Below are 15887 nucleotides of genomic sequence, written 5' to 3'. Positions count from 1 at the left end.
CATTGCGTGCCGGTCACCGCTGTCCGGCGCTGACATCACCAGGTCAAGGGTACTTTGGTGAGGTTTGAACCAGTCTGATGGTGGTGAGAGCGTTCGAGAACTGGCATCGCAGTACGACAAGTCTGATTCGGTCGCGCGTCGTGGCGCTGAGTAATTAGGGTCTGGCCCCGTGAGAGCTATCCGCAGGTTCACTGTCCGAACCGTTCTTCCCTCACAGCTCGCACCCCTGAGCGAGTTGGTCGAGAATCTCCGATGGTCGTGGCACCCCGAGACCATGGACCTGTTCGCCGAGGTGGATCCCGAGGTCTGGGACCGTGTCGATCACGACCCTGTCGCGCTGCTCGGCGCGGTCGACGCCGACAGGCTGCGCGAGCTCGCCCAGGACCGGCGCTTCCTGCGCCGCCTGGCCGACGCCGCCGACGACCTGCGTGAGTACATGACCGCCCCCAGGTGGTACCAGTCGCTGGAGGGCGCGCCGAAGGCGATCGGCTACTTCTCGCCCGAGTACGGCATCTCCGCCGCGCTGCCGCAGTATTCCGGCGGCCTCGGCATCCTGGCCGGCGACCACCTGAAGGCCGCCAGCGACCTCGGCGTGCCGATCCTCGGCGTCGGCCTGCTCTACCGGCACGGCTACTTCACCCAGTCGCTGTCCGCCGAGGGCTGGCAGCTTGAGCACTACCCCTCCCTCGACCCCGGCGGCCTGCCGCTCACCCTGCTCAAGGAGGAGGACGGCGCCCCGGCCCGCATCAAGATCGGTCTGCCGGAGGGGCGCACCCTGCACGCCCAGATCTGGGTGGCCCAGGTCGGCCGGGTGCCGCTGCTCCTGCTCGACTCCGACGTCGCGGAGAACGACACGGTCGCCAGGGACGTGACCGACCGCCTGTACGGCGGAGGCGGCGACCACCGCCTGATGCAGGAACTGCTGCTCGGCATCGGCGGCGTGCGGGCCATCCGCGCCTACTGCCGGATCACCGGCCACCCCGACCCCGAGGTGTTCCACACCAACGAGGGCCACGCCGGCTTCCTCGGCCTTGAGCGCATCCGCGAGCTCACCGAGGCCCGGCTGTCGTTCGAGGAGGCCCTGGAGGCCGTACGCGCCGGGACCGTGTTCACCACGCACACGCCGGTCCCCGCGGGCATCGACCGGTTCCCGGCCGAGATGATCGCCCGGCAGTTCGGCGGGTCCAACGCCTGGCCGACGGTGTCGGTGGACCGCATCCTCGAACTCGGCGCCGAGCCGGACGGCCCCGAGGCCGACAGGTCGGTCTTCAACATGGCCGTCATGGGCATGCGGCTGGCCCAGCGGGTCAACGGCGTGTCCGAGCTGCACGGCCACGTCAGCCGGGAGATGTTCCAGGGCCTGTGGCCGGGCTTCGACGTGGAAGAGGTGCCGATCGGCTCGATCACCAACGGCGTCCACGCCCCCACGTGGGTCGGCCGGGAGATGATGGAGCTCGCCGGCAGGGAACTGCCCTCACTGATCGACAAGGCCCAGGGCTGGGAGAGCGTGCACAAGCTCTCCGAGGCCGACATCTGGGGCATCCGCGCCAAGCTGCGCGCCCGCCTGGTCGAGGAGGCGCGGCGGCGGCTGCGCAAGTCGTGGCGGCAGCGCGGCGCCAGCGAGGCCGAGCTGGGCTGGGTGGACGAGGCGCTCGACCCGGACGTGCTGACGATCGGCTTCGCCCGCCGGGTGCCCTCCTACAAGCGGCTGACCCTCATGCTCTGCCATCCCGACCGGCTCCGCAGGCTGCTGCTCGACCCGGACAAGCCGGTGCAGATCGTTATCGCGGGCAAGGCGCACCCGGCCGACGAGGGCGGCAAGAAGCTCATCCAGCAGATCGTCCGCTTCGCCGACTCCGAGGACGTGCGGCACCGCATCGTCTTCCTGCCCGACTACGACATGGCGCTCGGTCAGCTCATGGTGACGGGCTCCGACGTGTGGATGAACAACCCGCTGCGCCCGCTGGAGGCGTGCGGCACGTCCGGCATGAAGGCGGCGCTCAACGGCGGCCTCAACCTGTCCATCCGCGACGGATGGTGGGACGAGTGGTACGACGGCAACAACGGCTGGGCGATCCCCAGCGCCGACGGCGTGGACGACCCCGATCGCCGCGACGAGCTGGAGGCCACGGCGCTGTACGACCTCATCGAGCGTGAGGTCGCCGACCGTTTCTACGACCGGGCGGCCGACGGCCTGCCGCGGCGTTGGCTGGAGATGGTCAAGCACACGCTGGGCTCGCTCGGGCCGAAGGTGCTCGCCGGGCGCATGCTGAACGACTACGTCACCGACCTGTACACCCCGGCGGCGGCCTCCGCCCGGTCGCTCGCGGCCGACGGATACGGCGACGCCCGGCTGTTCGCCGCCTGGAAGCTGCGTGTGGTCAAGGCGTGGCCGGGCGTACGGGTCGAGCACGTCGAGGCGACCGGCGTGGGGGACACCCCCGAGCTGGGGGCCCGGCTGGAGCTGCGGGCCACGATCGCCCTGGGCGAGCTGGCGCCCGAGGACGTCCAGGTCCAGGCCGCCTACGGCCGCGTGGGCGCGCACGACGAGCTGCTGTCACCCGGCTACGTCACGCTGAAGGTCGACTCGGCGGGCGACGACGGCCGGGCGTACTACACCGGCGTCGTGCCGCTGGACCGCACCGGCGCGTTCGGCTACAGCGTGCGCGTGGTCCCGTTCCACCCGCTGATGGCGTCGGCGGCGGAGCTCGGCCTCATCGCCGTCCCGGAGGAGCCGGTCGGCATGACCAACGGCACCCTGCGCTAGGACTGCCCGGCCCGGTCACCCCTCTCGCCCGCTTCCCTCGCAGGTGAGAGGGGTAGACCAGCACCATGGCACAGGCCCTGCACATCGCGATGGTCGCCCCGCCGTGGTACGACGTGCCGCCCCGCACGTACGGCGGCATCGAGGCGGTGACCGCCGCCCTGGTCCACGGTCTGCGGGCGCGAGGGCACCGGGTCACCGTCATCGGGGCCGGGCGCGAGGTGGATCTGCGGACCTACGACGAGCCGCCCTCGGCGCGGATCGGCGAGCCGTTCCCCGAGGTGGTGCACGCGGCCGAGGCGGCCCGCCTCCTGCGCGGCCTGGACGTGGACGTCGTCCACGACCACTCGCTGGCCGGGCCGCTCACCGCCGCGGGGCGGCTCGTGCCGACGGTCGTCACCTGTCACAACGATGTGAGCGGGGAGCTCGGGGACTACTACCGGAGCCTCGGCGCGGACGTGTCCCTGGTGGCCATCTCCGCGTCCCAGCGCGCCGCCGCGCCCGGCCTGAACTGGGTGGGGCGGGTGCACAACGCGGTGGACGTCGCGGCGTGGCCGTTCCTGGAGCGCAAGGACGACTGGGTGCTGTGGCTGGGACGGCTCAGCCCGGACAAGGGCGCCCACCTCGCGATCGAGGCGGCGCGGGCGGCGGGGCGCCGCATCCTGCTGGTCGGCAGGCGAGCCGAGCGGGCGGAGCACGCCTACTTCCGCGAGCGGGTGGAGCCGCTGCTCGGGCCCGACGCCGAATACCTGGGGGAGGCCGACGGCCCGCTCAAGAACGAGCTGTTCTCCCGGGCCCGGTGCCTGGTGCTCCCGCTGCTGTGGGACGAGCCCTTCGGCATGGTCATGATCGAGGCGATGGCCTGCGGCACGCCGGTGGTGGCGCTGCGGCGGGGCGCGGTGCCCGAGATCGTGGCGGACGGGGTGACCGGCTACGTCCGCGACACGCCCGACGAGCTTCCCGCCGCGATCGAGGCGGTCTCCGCGCTCGACCCGCACGCGGTGCGCGACCGCGTGGCCCGGCACTTCGACGTGCCCGTGATGGTCGAGGGATACGAGCGGGTCTACCACGGCATCGTGGCCGCGACGCCGGCCGCCTCCCGGCGGCCTCTCCCGCTCGGTCGCTGATCTCGCCCTTATCGTGGGGGCCATGGGTGAATTCGTCAGGGTGGAGATCTCCGAGCACATCGCCACGATCCGGCTCGACCGGCCGAAGATGAACGCGCTGAACCGGCAGGTCCAGGAGGAGATCGCGGAGGCCGCGCGACTCGTGGACGCCGATCCGGGCACGCACGCGGTCATCGTCTACGGCGGCGAACGCGTCTTCGCGGCCGGCGCCGACGTCAAGGAGATGGCGGTCATGTCCTACGCCGACATGGCCGTGCACTCGCGCACCCTGCAGGACTGCTTCACCGCCGTCGCCCGGATCGGCAAGCCGGTGATCGCGGCGATCACGGGGTACGCCCTGGGCGGCGGCTGCGAGCTCGCGCTGTGCGCCGACTTCCGGGTGGCGGGAAAGAGCGCCAAGCTCGGCCAGCCGGAGATCACCCTCGGGATCATCCCCGGCGCGGGCGGGACCCAGCGCCTGCCCCGGCTCGTCGGGCCCGCGAAAGCCAAGGAGCTGATCTTCACCGGGCGGCACGTTGACGCCGCCGAGGCGCTCGCCATCGGCCTGGTCGACCGCGTGGTGCCCGACGGCGAGGTCTACACCGCGGCGCTCGAACTCGCCGCGACCTTCGCCAAGGGGCCGGTCGCCGCGGTCCGGGCGGCCAAGTTCGCGATCGACCACGGCCTCGAGACCGACCTCGACACCGGCCTGGAGATCGAGCGGCTCCAGTTCTCCGGCCTGTTCGCCACCCAGGATGCCCGGGAGGGCATGACGGCCTTCGCCGAGAAGCGCCGCCCCGATTTCACGGGCCACTAACCCCCCACCCCCCGTGATCTTGTAGTTTGTCGCAGCCGTCCCCGCTGACCTGCGGCGACCATCTCCGTGATCTTGGAGTGACTTGCCGGACATCCTCGCTGACCTGGGCGGACCACATTCGCGATCATGCAGAGTGCAAGGGCGCCTGTCGTGCCGGAGGCGCGCCATGGGTCGTGCCGGAGGTGCGCCATGGGTCGTGCCGGAGGTGCGCGGTGGGCAGGGTCGTGCCGGAGGCGCGCCATGGGTCGTGCCGGAGGTGCGCGGTGGGCAGGTCGTGCCGGAGGTGCGCGGTGGGCAGGTCGTGCCGGAGGCGCGCCATGGGCGGGGTCGTGCCGGTGGGTCAGGACGTGTGGGCGAGGATGGCGCCGGCGAGTTCCTCGTGCACCTCGGGCGGCAGGGTGTGACCCATGCCCGCGACCGTCATCAGGCGGGCGCCGGGAATCCCCTCGGCGATGAGGGCGCCGTGGCCCGGCTTGGCCGGCTCGTGCGTGCCCTCGACGACCAGGGTGGGCGCCGTGATCCGGTGCAGGACGCCCACCGGCTCGAAATCCGGCTTCGCCGCCGCGGCCAGCCGGTGGTTGGCCGCCGCGTCGAGGTCCCGCGCCCGGTCGTACAGGCGTTCGGCGAGCCTGCGCGAGGCGTCCTCGTCGAACGGCAGGCCGGTGCCGTGCAGCACGCGGTCCTCCGCGATCATGCGCTCGATCCGCTCGCGGCGGTCGCGCGGCGGCGGCGCGGCGATCAGCTCGCGGTAGAACGCGACGAACTCCGGCGTCGGCTCGGGCAGGCTGCCCTCGGGCTGCGGCTCGCCCATCAGCGCCCGCATGAGCACCGCGCCCTCACCGCCGCCGAGCGGCGACGAGCCGATGACGGTGAGCGTCCGCACGCGCTCCGGCCCCTCCACCGCGATCAGCTGCCCGAGCAGCCCGCCCGCCGAGTGGCAGACCAGATGCGCGCTGTCCAGCCCGTGCGCGTCCATCACCCGCAGCACGTCGTCCTTGATGTCGTCCCATGTGTACGGATCCTTCTCGAAGTCGACGACGTCGGACATCCCGGTGTCGCGATGGTCGTAGCGGATGACGCGCCGGCCGCCGGCGGCGAGCCGGCCCACGAACTCGTCGGGCCACAGGATCCCCTGCGACATCGAACCCATCACCAGCACGATCGGCGCGTCGGCCGCGGCCCCGAACTCTTCACTCCAGATGTTTGGCATGGACTAAAGCATGCTGTGCTGGGCCGTCGGCGCCTTCCGTAGAACTACTAGCCGCGCCAGCTCAGTACGTGAGGTGATGCCGAGCTTCGGATAGATCTTGTACAGGTGGTATTCGACCGTGCGAGGGCTGAGGAACAGCCGGGCGGCGATCTCCTTGCTGGTCGCGCCGTCCGCCACCAGGGTGGCGATGCGCAGCTCCTGCGGGGTGAGCGCGTCCAGCGCCATGCCCCGCACGTCCGGCACCACCTCGGGAGCCGGCGGTGCGTCCTTCCCGGCGTGGACGCTCTCGCCCGCCGCGCGCAGCTCGCCGTACGCGCGCCGTGCCCAGGGCGCTGCGCCCGCGCGCTGGAATGTCTCGAACGCCGCGCGCAGGTGCGCCCTGGCCTCTCCCGGCCGGTGCGTACGGCGCAGCCGCTCGCCCAGCAGCAGCCCCGTTCTGGCCGCCTCGAACGGGTTGACGTGCAGTCGTGAGGCCTCGCCGAGCGCCTCGACCGCCTGGTCGTCCGGCAGGACCAGGCCGCGGCACCGGGCGAGCAGCGCCCTGGACTCGGCCGTCCCCGCGTGGGCCGACCAACGCTCGTACGCCTGCAGGGCCGCCAGGGCGGCGTCGCCGTCGCCCGCGCCGGCGGCGGCCTCGATCCGATCGGGCGTGCTCCGCCAGACCACGGTCGGATGACCGGCTCCCGGGCCGGCGGCGACGATCGCGGTGAACCTGTCGTGCGCGGCGGCGAACCGGCCGAGGCAGAGGTCGAGCATGGCCAGGGCGTACGCCGCGAGCCCGGCGCGCAGGCCAACCCGGTGTGGGACGGCGATGGCCAGCGCCTCCCCGGCATACCGGGCGCAGGCCCCCTCCTCGCCGCGCAGGGCCGCCACGGCCGCGAGGTTGGCCAGGTGCGCGGCCACGGTGTTGGCGTATCCGGCCTCGCGAGCCAGCTCCAGGCCCTCCTCCGAGACGGCCCGGCTCTCGGCGAGGCGCCCGGCGTGCCGTTCCGCGGTGGCGACGAACTCCAGCACTACGGGGAGCTGCCCGGTCATCCCGGAGACCCTGGCCACGCGGCCGGCCCGCTCGGCCAGCTCGGAGGACAGGTCCACCTCGCCCAGGTGGCTGGCCGCCGCCGTCGCCCACAGGAACTCGGCCGCCTCGCGCAGCTCACCCGTACGGCCGAGCGCCCGCCTGAGCAGGTCGTGCCCGCCGCTGCCCGCGAGCGTCGCGCCGATGCCGGCTACCACGTCACGCAGGAACCCTTCGCGGAAGGCCGCCGCCCGCCGCCCGATCTCGATCATGGCCGCCGTGTCGCCCACGTACGACGCCGCCTCCGAGGCGTCGGCCAGCATGTCCAGGGTGCCGCCCGCCGCGAGGATCCGTACGGCCTCGGCGGCGTTGCCCGAGTTCAGCTCGAACCGTCCGCGTAGCCGGGCGATCTCCATGGTCAGCGCGGGGTCCGCCCCGGCGAGCTCGCGCGCCTCGGCCAGCAGGGACTCCGCCTGGCCGGGACGGCCGCCGAGCCATGCGGCCACGGCGGCGTCCTTGAGCCGCCCGGCGCGGACGAGCGGTTCTGGGGTGAGTTCGGCGGCCCTGGTCAGGGCGGTGGCGGCGGCGCCGTACCCGCCTCGGTCGCGGGCCCGTTCGGCGGCCAGCGCGAGCGCGGCGGCGACCGGTTCGTCCTGGCCGAGCGCGGCCCCGGCCAGATGCCAGGCCCGCCGGTCCCCGCCGGACACCTCGGCAAGCGCCGCGTGCGCCTCGCGGCGTGCGGCGGGGGAGGCCGCCTCGTACACCGCCGACCGGATCAGCGGATGGCGGAACCGCACGTGCGTCCCGGACACGCCCGCGAGCCCGGCGGACTCGATCTCGGGCAGCGTCGCATCGCCCGCGCCCAGCCGCTCGGCGGCCCGCAGCACCAGGCCGAGATCGCTCTCGACCGCCGCGAGCAGGGCGGTCAGCCGCGCCCCCGGGGACAGCGCGGCCACCCGGTCGCCGAAGAGCCGGCTCCCGCCGGGAAGGGGGTCGGGCAACGGTTCCCGCCCGGCCCGCTGGGCGGCGGTGAGCAGCCGTGCCGTCTCGTGCAGTGCCAGCGGATTGCCCCCGGTCAGCGCCACGAGGTCGCGCCTGACCGGCGGGGCGAGCGCGAAACCGGCGTCGAGCAGTTCGGCGGCCGCCGGTTCGGCCAGCCCGGCGATCTCCAGCGAGGGCAGGCCCTTCACCGGCGCGTCGCCGCGTATGGCCAGCGGCATCGCGATCGGCTCGGTGCGCAGCCGCCTGGCGGTGAACAGCAGGGCGTCGGCCGACGGCCGGTCCACCCACTGGAGGTCGTCGACCACGCAGATCAGCCCGTTCGGCGCGGCGGCCTCGGCCAGCAGCGACAGCACCCCGGCCGCCAGCAGGAACCGGTCGCCGGAACCGGCGGGGGCCAGCCCGAGCGCACCGCGTACGGCCTCGGCCTGCGGTTCCGGCAGCGCGTCGAGCAGCCCGGCCACCGGCAGCAGCAACTGGTGCAGGGCGGCGAACGCCAGGTCGGCCTCCGCCTCGACCCCCGTGGTCCGCAGCACGCGCATGGGACCGCCGCGGGAGGCCGCCAGGTCGAGTAGCGCCGTCTTGCCGGCACCGGCCTCGCCGCGCAGCACGAGCGCGCCGCCGTGACCTTTCCCGGCCCGATCGATCAGGTCGTCGATCGCGGCCGTTTCCGCCGATCTGCCGTAGAGCACAACCGCAGACTGTATTGGGTGGCGGAGAACGGAGGATTCCCAGCCACTTCTGAGCGACTCCACATTTTGCATCAAGAAACGATCCAAAATGCCGCTATCGTGGCGGCTCATGATGCGGTTGCGAGTGCTGGGCCCGTCACGGCTGCGCCGGGCGCTGCTGTCCCGGCTCGACTCTCGGTACGTCACCAAGCCCGGCCACCGGCAGGACCTGAAGGACGCCCTCTGGGAGGTGCAGATGCTGCGCCGGGAGGTCGTGGCGCTGCGCGACGAGGTCGACCGGCTGCGCCGGATCGCCGCGGCGCCCGTGAAGCCGGCCGCGGCGCCCAGGGCGGCCGCCGACCCCAAGGCGGCCGAGGCGCACCGGCTGGCGACCGAGACCGCCGAGGCGGTGGACACGCTGCTGCAGAGTGAGATGCGCATCTGGCAGGCGATCGACGACCTGTCGGCGCGGGTGGGCGCTCCCGGACGGGCGGGGTAGCCGGTCGTGCGGGTTCGGTGGACGCGTGACGCGGAGGTCTGGCGGCTGGTCTTCCTGCTCGACGCGGAGGACGAGACCACGGGAGCCTGCACCGACGGCCATCCGGTCGAGCTGCGGACCAACTCCTGTCACGTGCGCACCGGGGCCGCCGGCGCGTCCCCGCATCCCGACCTGCTCGCCGTCGCCGCGTGGACCGTCGTCGCGCCGTGGACCAGGCGGCGGGTGGCCTTCGACCGGCCGATCTCCCCGGGGCTCGCCGAGGCGCTGCGTACGGGATGGGGCGTGGACGCCGGGCCGGTCGGGGCGGATCCGCGGACCGGCGCCCGGCTCGCGATCTCCTACAGCGGGGGCGCGGACTCGATGGCGGTGGCCACGATGTTCCCCGACGCGCCGTTCGTGCACTTCCAGCGGGTGAGCCACCCCCGGGTGCCCAACCGGTGGACGCACTACCGCTCCGAGGTGCTGGCACAGCTCGTCCACAAGGCCGGGCGGGAGGCGCACGTCGTCCAGTCGGACCTCGAGTTCGTGCTGAGCCGGCCCCGGCCCGGGTTCCCCGAGCACCACGCGGTGACGGCGGGCGCGCTGCTGCTGGCCGACGACCTCGACCTCGGTGGCGTCGCCTTCGGCCACGAACTTGGATCGCGCTGGCTGGGCGGTGAGCGGTACACGCACCGCTACAGCCCGGACAACCCCATGTGGGCGGCCGACGGCCCGTGGGGCCGTCTGTACGCCGCGGCCGGGCTCGCGATGGTCCTTCCGGCCGGCGGCCTGAGCGAGCCCGTGACCATGCGGATGGCGATGGAGTCCGACCTCGCGCATCTGGTCCGCTGGTGCCTGCGCGGCAACATGGACGGCCCCTGCGCCGTGTGCTCCAAGTGCCTGCGCAAGGAGTTGATCCTCGCGGCCGTGGAACGGCGGCCGCTCGACACGCCGGTCACCATCGCGATGGCCGCCGCGCGCAAGTGGCAGGAGCCGCCGCCGTACGGTGGCCAGGAGACCATCGAATACGGATGCGCGCACGTCCCGGGCATCGAGAAGACCCCCTTCGCCAGGGCGGCCGAGTTCCTCGGGGCGACCCCGGAGTCCGTACGGTGGCTGGAGCACTGCTATCCGCCCGCGCTCCGGGAGATCCCGGAGCCCTGGCGCGCCACCGTGGAGGCGTACGCCGGTGAGCACATCGGGCTGATGACGCAGGACGAGGCGCGCCGGGTGGAGACATGGGGGGAGCGATGAGGATCTACCTGTCGATGGACATGGAGGGGGTCACCGGGCTGACCGATCCCGAGGAGATGCACCTCGGAGGCCGGGGGTACGAGCGCGGCTGCGAGCTGATGACCGGGGACGCCAACGCGGTGATCCAGGGCGCCTTCGACGCGGGCGCCGCGTCCGTGCTGGTGAACGACGCCCACGGGTCCACCAAGAACCTCAGGATCGACCTGCTGGACGAGCGGGCGACGCTGATCAGGGGTCCGGGCAAGCCGCACCGCATGGGGCAGGGACTCGTCCCCGGCATGGCCGCCGCCTGCTTCGCGGGATACCACGCACGCGCGGGAGTGCCGCACGGGGTGCTCAACCACACGTGGATGGGCAAGGAGATCCACAACGTCTACCTGAACGGCGAGGTCTGCGGCGAGACCCGGCTCGTGGCGGGCTTCGCGGGCTCGATGGGCGTGCCGGTCGTGCTCGTCACCGGAGACGAGGCGGTGTGCGAGGAGGCCGGGGAGCTGCTCGGCGACGTCGAGACCGTGGCCGTGAAGAAGGGCATCGACAGGTTCTCCGCCGAGCTGCTGCCCCCGGCGGTCGCCTGGCGGCGCATCCGCGAGGCCGCGGCGCGCGCCCTGGGCCGGCTGCCGGAGTTCCGGCCTTACGTGGTCGAGCCGCCGTACACGCTGGGTGTGGAGTGGAACTCCACCGCCATCGCCGCGGCCTGCTCGATCGTGCCCGGCGTGCGGCTCGCCGGGCCCCGGCACACCGAGTTCACCACGGACGACTACCACGAGATCATGGCGTTGTTCGGTATCTTCTCCATGATCGGCGGTCAGGTGGCCTGCGGCAGCGGCCGGTACGGCTGACGCCGGATCCCCCCCGATCCGGTTTCCCCCCAGAAGAAAGAGCAGCAGAGTGGGCAGCGACGGCGTGACCCGTGACCGTACGGGTGCGCTGACGCGGCGCGCCTTCCTGGTGGGCGTCGGCGCGGCCGGAGGCGCCGGAGCGATGTACGCGGCGATGGGCGCGCTCGGGCTCGCCCCCGAAGACCAGCAGAAGGACTACACGCCGCCGAGCCGCTCCGACTTCGCGCTCAGCGGCAGGGGCGCCGGATCCGTGGTGATCCTCGGCGCGGGGATCGCCGGCCTGGCCACCGCCTACGAACTCGGCAAGGCGGGGTACGACTGCACGATCCTGGAGGCCAGGGACCGCGTCGGCGGGCGCAGCCTCACACTGCGCGGCGGCGACCGGCTGCCCGAGCTGCCCGGTCCTCACCAGGAGGGTGCGACGCAGCAGGCGCGGTTCGGGGAGGGCGTCTACTTCAACGCGGGCCCGGCCCGCATCGCCCAGTGGATGGTCACCCTGGACTACTGCCGTGAGCTGGGCGTTCCCATCGAGCTGTTCGTCAACGAGAACTCCGGCGCGTACGTCTTCAACCAGGGGATGAAGGCCCCGGTGCGGGCCCGGGTCGCGCGCGCCGACACCTACGGTTACATCAGCGAGTTACTGGCCAAGGCCACGAGGACCGGCGCGCTGGACCGGCGGCTGACGGCGGCGGACAAGGACCGCCTGCTCCACTTCCTGTCGGAGTTCGGCGACATCGGCAGGAGCTACGTCTACTCGGGGTCGGAGCGCAGGGGCTTCGCGACCTACCCCGGCACCGGCGCGGGGGTGCCGCTCGGCGGCCCGCCGGCCCTGTCGGAGGTGCTCGGCTACGGGCTCGGCCGGTCGATCGCGTTCCCGTTCGGTTTCGAGCAGGCCATGCCGATGTTCCAGCCGGTCGGCGGCATGGACGCCATCGCGGTCGCGCTGGCGGGCGCCGTCGGCCGCGACCGCATCCACACCTCGGCCGAGGTGAAGAGGATCACGGATCTGCCCGACGGCGTGGAGGTCGAGCACACGGGTGGGCGCACCCGCGCGGACTACTGCGTCGCGGCCCTGCCGCCGCACGTGCTCGCGCGGATCCCCGGAAACCTGGACGCCCGGGTCGTCGCGGCCCTGCGGACGCCCACCCCGGTGTCGGCCGGGAAGATCGGGCTGGAGTACGGCCGCCGCTGGTGGGAGACCGACGAACGCATCTACGGCGGCATCACCGAGACCGACCTGGACATCGCCCACATCTGGTACCCCTCGTACGGTTTCCACGGCACGCGTGGGCTGGTGGTCGGCTACTACAACCTCGACGAGGACGCCGAGGCGTACGCCCGTCTCACCCACGCGGAGCGGCAGCGGCGGGCGCTCACCCAGGGCAAGAAGATCCACGGCGAGAAGTACCGGTCGGAGCTGCTGTCGAGCGTCTCGATCGCCTGGCGGCGGCAGCCGCACATCGAGGGCGCGTGGGTCGCCTGGCCCTCCTACGAGGGCGCCTTCGCGCTCCTGCAGCGGCCGGCCGGCCGGGTGTACTTCGCGGGCGACTGGCTCACGCATCTCATCGCCTGGCAGGCGGGGGCGCTGGAGTCGGCCCGTAAGGTGGTCACCCAACTGCACCAGCGTGCCGTCAAGGAGGGCTGAATGCCGCTCGAATGGAGTCCCGCGTCCGACCGGCCGGACCTGCTCGCCGATCCCGTCGCCAAGGCCGTGGCCGGTCTCGACGTGAAGGTGGAGGTCGCCGAGATCGATCCCGAGCTGTCCGACACCGCCGCGTTCTGCGAGCGGTACGGCGTGGCGATGGAGGACTCGGCCAACTGCGTCGTCGTCGCCGCCAAACGGGGCGGGGAGACGAGGTACGCCGCCGTCATGGTGCTCGCCACCGCACGGGCCGACGTCAACGGAATCGTGCGCCGCCATCTGGACGCGCGGAAGGCGTCCTTCGCGCCGCAGGCGGAGGCCGTCGAACTGACCGGAATGGAGTACGGCGGCATCACTCCGATCGGCCTTCCCGAGGGCTGGCCGGTGCTCGTTGACGAAAACGTGACCCGGCGGCCATTCGTGGTGATCGGCAGCGGCGTACGCCGCTCCAAGCTGGCGCTTTCCGGCGAGGCGCTGGTCGCGGCGACGCGGGGGGAGGTCCTCGCGCTCACCATTTGACCGCTTGCCCGGAAACCGTTCGCGTCTTTCCTCCGTTGTGCTGAGCGGAGATGTGGCGCGATGGTTCACTCATGGGCGTTCTTTTAGTCGGTATGGTGCTTAGGCAATGAATCAGGACGACCGACTGGGGCCGTACCGGCTGCTGAGGCGGCTCGGTGAGGGCGGCATGGGCGTGGTTCACCTCGCCCACGATCCGCAGGGCAGGCAGGTGGCCGTCAAGGTCCTGCGCTCGGAGGTGGCGGGCGACGACGTCGCGCGCAGGCGTCTGTCGCGCGAGGTCGAGACCATGCGGCGGGTGCGCGGGCCGAACATCGCGGAGGTCGTCGACGCCGACGTCACGGGGCGCAGGCCGTACATCGTCACCCGCTACGTGCCGGGGCGGCCGCTCGACGAGATCGTCAAGAACGACGGCCCGCTGCCCCTCGACGCCCTGCTCAAGGTCGCCGTCGGGGTGGCCGAGGCCCTCACCGCCGTGCACGCCGCCGGCGTGATCCATCGCGACCTGAAGCCGGGCAACGTGCTGATGCTGGACGGCCAGCCGGTGCTGATCGACTTCGGCATCGCCCAGGCGGTCGACGCCACGAGGCTCACCCAGACCGGCATGTTCATCGGCACCCCCGGCTACCTCGCCCCGGAGATCATCGAGGGCCACGAGGCCGGGCCGCAGGTGGACGTGCACGCCTGGGCCGGCACCGTGCTGTACGCCGCCACCGGCCAGCCGCCGTTCGGCAAGGGCACGCTGGAGATGATCTTTTTCAACATCACCTCCGGCCGGGCCAACGTCGAGGCCGCCCCCACGCCGATCCAGCCGATGCTGCGCGCCGCGTTCAACCGCGACCCGGCCAGGCGGCCGACCGCGGCCGAGCTCGTACGGCAGTTCGCGCGGCTCCTGCCCCAGTCGCCGGGCGGCAGGCGCCGCGTGCCCGACGAGATCACGACGGTGCCCAACGTCGACGACACCGGGAGTCAGCAGGCATCCGGCTTCGGCCCTCAGGGCGGGCCGCGCACCGGCGGCTCACCGGTGGGCGGCCCGCCTGCCCCGGGCCGGCCGGTCGCCGGTGCGCCGTCCACCGGATCGCCGGTCGCCGGTGCGCCGTCCACCGGGTCGCTGGTGCCGCCGGTTACGCCGTCCCAGCCGGGCGGCCGTGCCGGGGAGCCGGACGGCCGCGCCGAGGAGTTCGTCTCACTGCTGCGCGAGACGCCCGCGACGGGCCAGGGCGGCGACCCCTTCCCGACCGTGCGCGTGACCGGAGAGGACCTGCACCGGGCGGGCCTCGGCCCGGCCGCGCCGGCGAACAGTCCGGCGAACGGTCCGGCGAAGGGCCCAGGGAACGGCCCGAACGGCCCGGCGGGCCCAGGGAACGGCCCGGCGGCACGCCCGGCCGAGGGCGACATCCCCACCAGGATGGCTCCGCCCCGCACCCCGCCGTCCGGTCCATCTGGTCCGTCCGGCCCGTCCGCGTTCCCGGGCTCGCCCGCACCCGGGCCGGCTCCCGCGACCGGTGGGTCGCCGGCCCCGCCACGCGGCCGGTCCGACGAGTGGCCCACGCCGATGCTGCGCCAGGAAGGCGACATCCCCACCCGGCGGGTGACCTCCGAAGAGGTGCGCCAGGCCGTCAGCGGCGATCCCACGGGACCACGCGGGGCGTCCCCGGGGTCCCCACAGCACGGGTCCCCCCAGCACGGGTCCCCCCAGCACGGGTCCCCCCAGCACGGGTCCCCCCAGCACGGGTCCCCCCAGCACGGGTCCCCCCAGCACGGGTCCGCACAGCACGGGGCCTACGAGCAGGGAGACGTGGCGGCGCGCGACCACGCGCTCTTCGGGCACGCGCCCGAGCTCTACGAGCGGACTCCGCACGTCCACCAGCCGAACCCCGTGCCGTTCATGCCGACGGTGCGGGTGCCGCCGCCGACCGCGCCGCCCATGCCGTTCCCGCCCGGGGGGCTGTTCCAGCGCTCCAAGGCGTACGACGCGGCGAGCGCGTTGCTGCTCGTCGTGATGACGTCGCTCGCGGTCGTGGCGCCGCTGCTGGTGTGCCTGGTGGCCGTGCCGGCCGTGGTGCTGCTGCGCGCGGCGGACCTGGCCCAGCCGCACCTCAACTCCCGGCGTCCCACGGGGGCCGCGGCGGGCGACGTGCTGCGGGTGCTGAGCCGTCCGGCGGAGCTCGCGAAGTCGATCGGCGTCACGATCGCGCTCGTGCCGTACGCGCTGATCCTGGGGCTGCCGGTGACACTGCTGCTCACCGTCCTGTTCGGCGACACGTCCGCGCTCCGGCTCGCGGCGCTGAGCTGGGGGATCGCGACGGCGTTGTGGACGATCTGCGCGGGGCCAGGAGTCGTGGGCCCGGGCAGGCAGATGCGGCGGACGCTGGCCTCGCTGGTGCCGGGCGAGGGAGCGGCGAAGGGGCTCGCCTGGGGGATCGGCGCTTTCGCGGTGCTGACGACGGTGCTCGCGCTCTCCAGTCTTCTGGGTAAACAGACAGCAGGGCACTTCTGGGGCCCAATCGACGTTGTGTCAGTACTGGAACGACTGAAAGACCTGCGTAACCAGGCGGGGAACGGGTGACGGGGGACGA

The 15887-nt window shown here is 73.1% G+C and carries 11 protein-coding genes; 9 read left to right on the top strand and 2 right to left on the bottom strand.

Annotated features, from left to right (window positions below; genetic code table 11):
• Positions 1-169 precede the first annotated feature (169 nt).
• The 3 genes from glgP (at position 170) to ACGFIB_RS23940 (ending at position 4687) form a co-directional block, all read left to right on the top strand.
• A complete protein-coding gene (gene glgP, locus ACGFIB_RS23950) occupies positions 170-2767 on the top strand; it encodes an alpha-glucan family phosphorylase (RefSeq protein WP_357246360.1) in 2598 nt (865 codons plus the stop codon).
• A gap of 65 nt (positions 2768-2832) precedes the next feature.
• On the top strand, positions 2833-3891 hold the full coding sequence (locus tag ACGFIB_RS23945) for a glycosyltransferase family 4 protein (protein ID WP_357260629.1): 1059 nt from the start codon (positions 2833-2835) through the stop codon (positions 3889-3891).
• A gap of 22 nt (positions 3892-3913) precedes the next feature.
• Positions 3914-4687 (top strand): enoyl-CoA hydratase/isomerase family protein, encoded by a 774-nt coding sequence (locus tag ACGFIB_RS23940; RefSeq protein ID WP_191054156.1) that lies wholly within the window; start codon positions 3914-3916, stop codon positions 4685-4687.
• A gap of 340 nt (positions 4688-5027) precedes the next feature.
• Here the strand turns inward: ACGFIB_RS23940 and ACGFIB_RS23935 are convergent, their stop codons facing one another.
• Both ACGFIB_RS23935 and ACGFIB_RS23930 read right to left on the bottom strand, forming a co-directional pair.
• The gene (locus tag ACGFIB_RS23935) at positions 5028-5897 is read right to left on the bottom strand and encodes an alpha/beta fold hydrolase (protein WP_393375001.1); all 870 of its coding nucleotides are present in this window, start codon (positions 5895-5897) and stop codon (positions 5028-5030) included.
• Between the two features lie 3 nt (positions 5898-5900).
• A complete protein-coding gene (locus ACGFIB_RS23930; RefSeq protein WP_393374999.1) occupies positions 5901-8600 on the bottom strand; it encodes a helix-turn-helix transcriptional regulator in 2700 nt (899 codons plus the stop codon).
• Between the two features lie 109 nt (positions 8601-8709).
• Here ACGFIB_RS23930 and ACGFIB_RS23925 point away from each other — a divergent pair, with 109 nt between their 5' ends.
• From ACGFIB_RS23925 to ACGFIB_RS23900, 6 genes are all read left to right on the top strand, one after another.
• Positions 8710-9078 carry a hypothetical protein gene (locus ACGFIB_RS23925; protein WP_223853551.1) on the top strand — a complete coding sequence of 123 codons (369 nt, stop codon included), beginning with the start codon at positions 8710-8712 and terminating at the stop codon, positions 9076-9078.
• 6 nt (positions 9079-9084) lie between these two features.
• Complete coding sequence (locus tag ACGFIB_RS23920; protein WP_393374996.1) at positions 9085-10311, top strand: DUF6395 domain-containing protein; 1227 nt, start codon at positions 9085-9087, stop codon at positions 10309-10311.
• Positions 10308-11150 (top strand): M55 family metallopeptidase, encoded by an 843-nt coding sequence (locus tag ACGFIB_RS23915; protein ID WP_357162035.1) that lies wholly within the window; start codon positions 10308-10310, stop codon positions 11148-11150. The genes ACGFIB_RS23920 and ACGFIB_RS23915 overlap by 4 nt, the downstream gene beginning before the upstream one ends.
• Positions 11151-11199: 49 nt before the next feature.
• The gene (locus ACGFIB_RS23910) at positions 11200-12795 is read left to right on the top strand and encodes a flavin monoamine oxidase family protein (protein ID WP_393374994.1); all 1596 of its coding nucleotides are present in this window, start codon (positions 11200-11202) and stop codon (positions 12793-12795) included.
• On the top strand, positions 12796-13311 hold the full coding sequence (locus tag ACGFIB_RS23905) for a YbaK/EbsC family protein (RefSeq protein ID WP_142572067.1): 516 nt from the start codon (positions 12796-12798) through the stop codon (positions 13309-13311).
• A gap of 106 nt (positions 13312-13417) precedes the next feature.
• On the top strand, positions 13418-15877 hold the full coding sequence (locus ACGFIB_RS23900; protein WP_393374991.1) for a serine/threonine-protein kinase: 2460 nt from the start codon (positions 13418-13420) through the stop codon (positions 15875-15877).
• The last annotated feature ends 10 nt before the right edge of the window (positions 15878-15887 follow it).

The sequence above is a fragment of the Microbispora bryophytorum genome (assembly GCF_043197435.1).
GTDB classification, from domain to species: domain Bacteria; phylum Actinomycetota; class Actinomycetes; order Streptosporangiales; family Streptosporangiaceae; genus Microbispora; species Microbispora bryophytorum.
This window is presented reverse-complemented; position numbering and strand designations above follow the sequence as displayed.

What these genes read in the sequence shown, in the direction of transcription:
- ACGFIB_RS23900 (WP_393374991.1), top strand. Translation starts at nt 13,418, where the DNA reads ATGAATCAGGACGACCGACTGGGGCCGTACCGGCTGCTGAGGCGGCTC.
- ACGFIB_RS23940 (WP_191054156.1), top strand. Translation starts at nt 3,914, where the DNA reads ATGGGTGAATTCGTCAGGGTGGAGATCTCCGAGCACATCGCCACGATC.
- ACGFIB_RS23935 (WP_393375001.1), bottom strand. Translation starts at nt 5,897, where the DNA reads ATGCCAAACATCTGGAGTGAAGAGTTCGGGGCCGCGGCCGACGCGCCG.
- ACGFIB_RS23925 (WP_223853551.1), top strand. Translation starts at nt 8,710, where the DNA reads ATGATGCGGTTGCGAGTGCTGGGCCCGTCACGGCTGCGCCGGGCGCTG.
- ACGFIB_RS23945 (WP_357260629.1), top strand. Translation starts at nt 2,833, where the DNA reads ATGGCACAGGCCCTGCACATCGCGATGGTCGCCCCGCCGTGGTACGAC.
- ACGFIB_RS23905 (WP_142572067.1), top strand. Translation starts at nt 12,796, where the DNA reads ATGCCGCTCGAATGGAGTCCCGCGTCCGACCGGCCGGACCTGCTCGCC.
- ACGFIB_RS23915 (WP_357162035.1), top strand. Translation starts at nt 10,308, where the DNA reads ATGAGGATCTACCTGTCGATGGACATGGAGGGGGTCACCGGGCTGACC.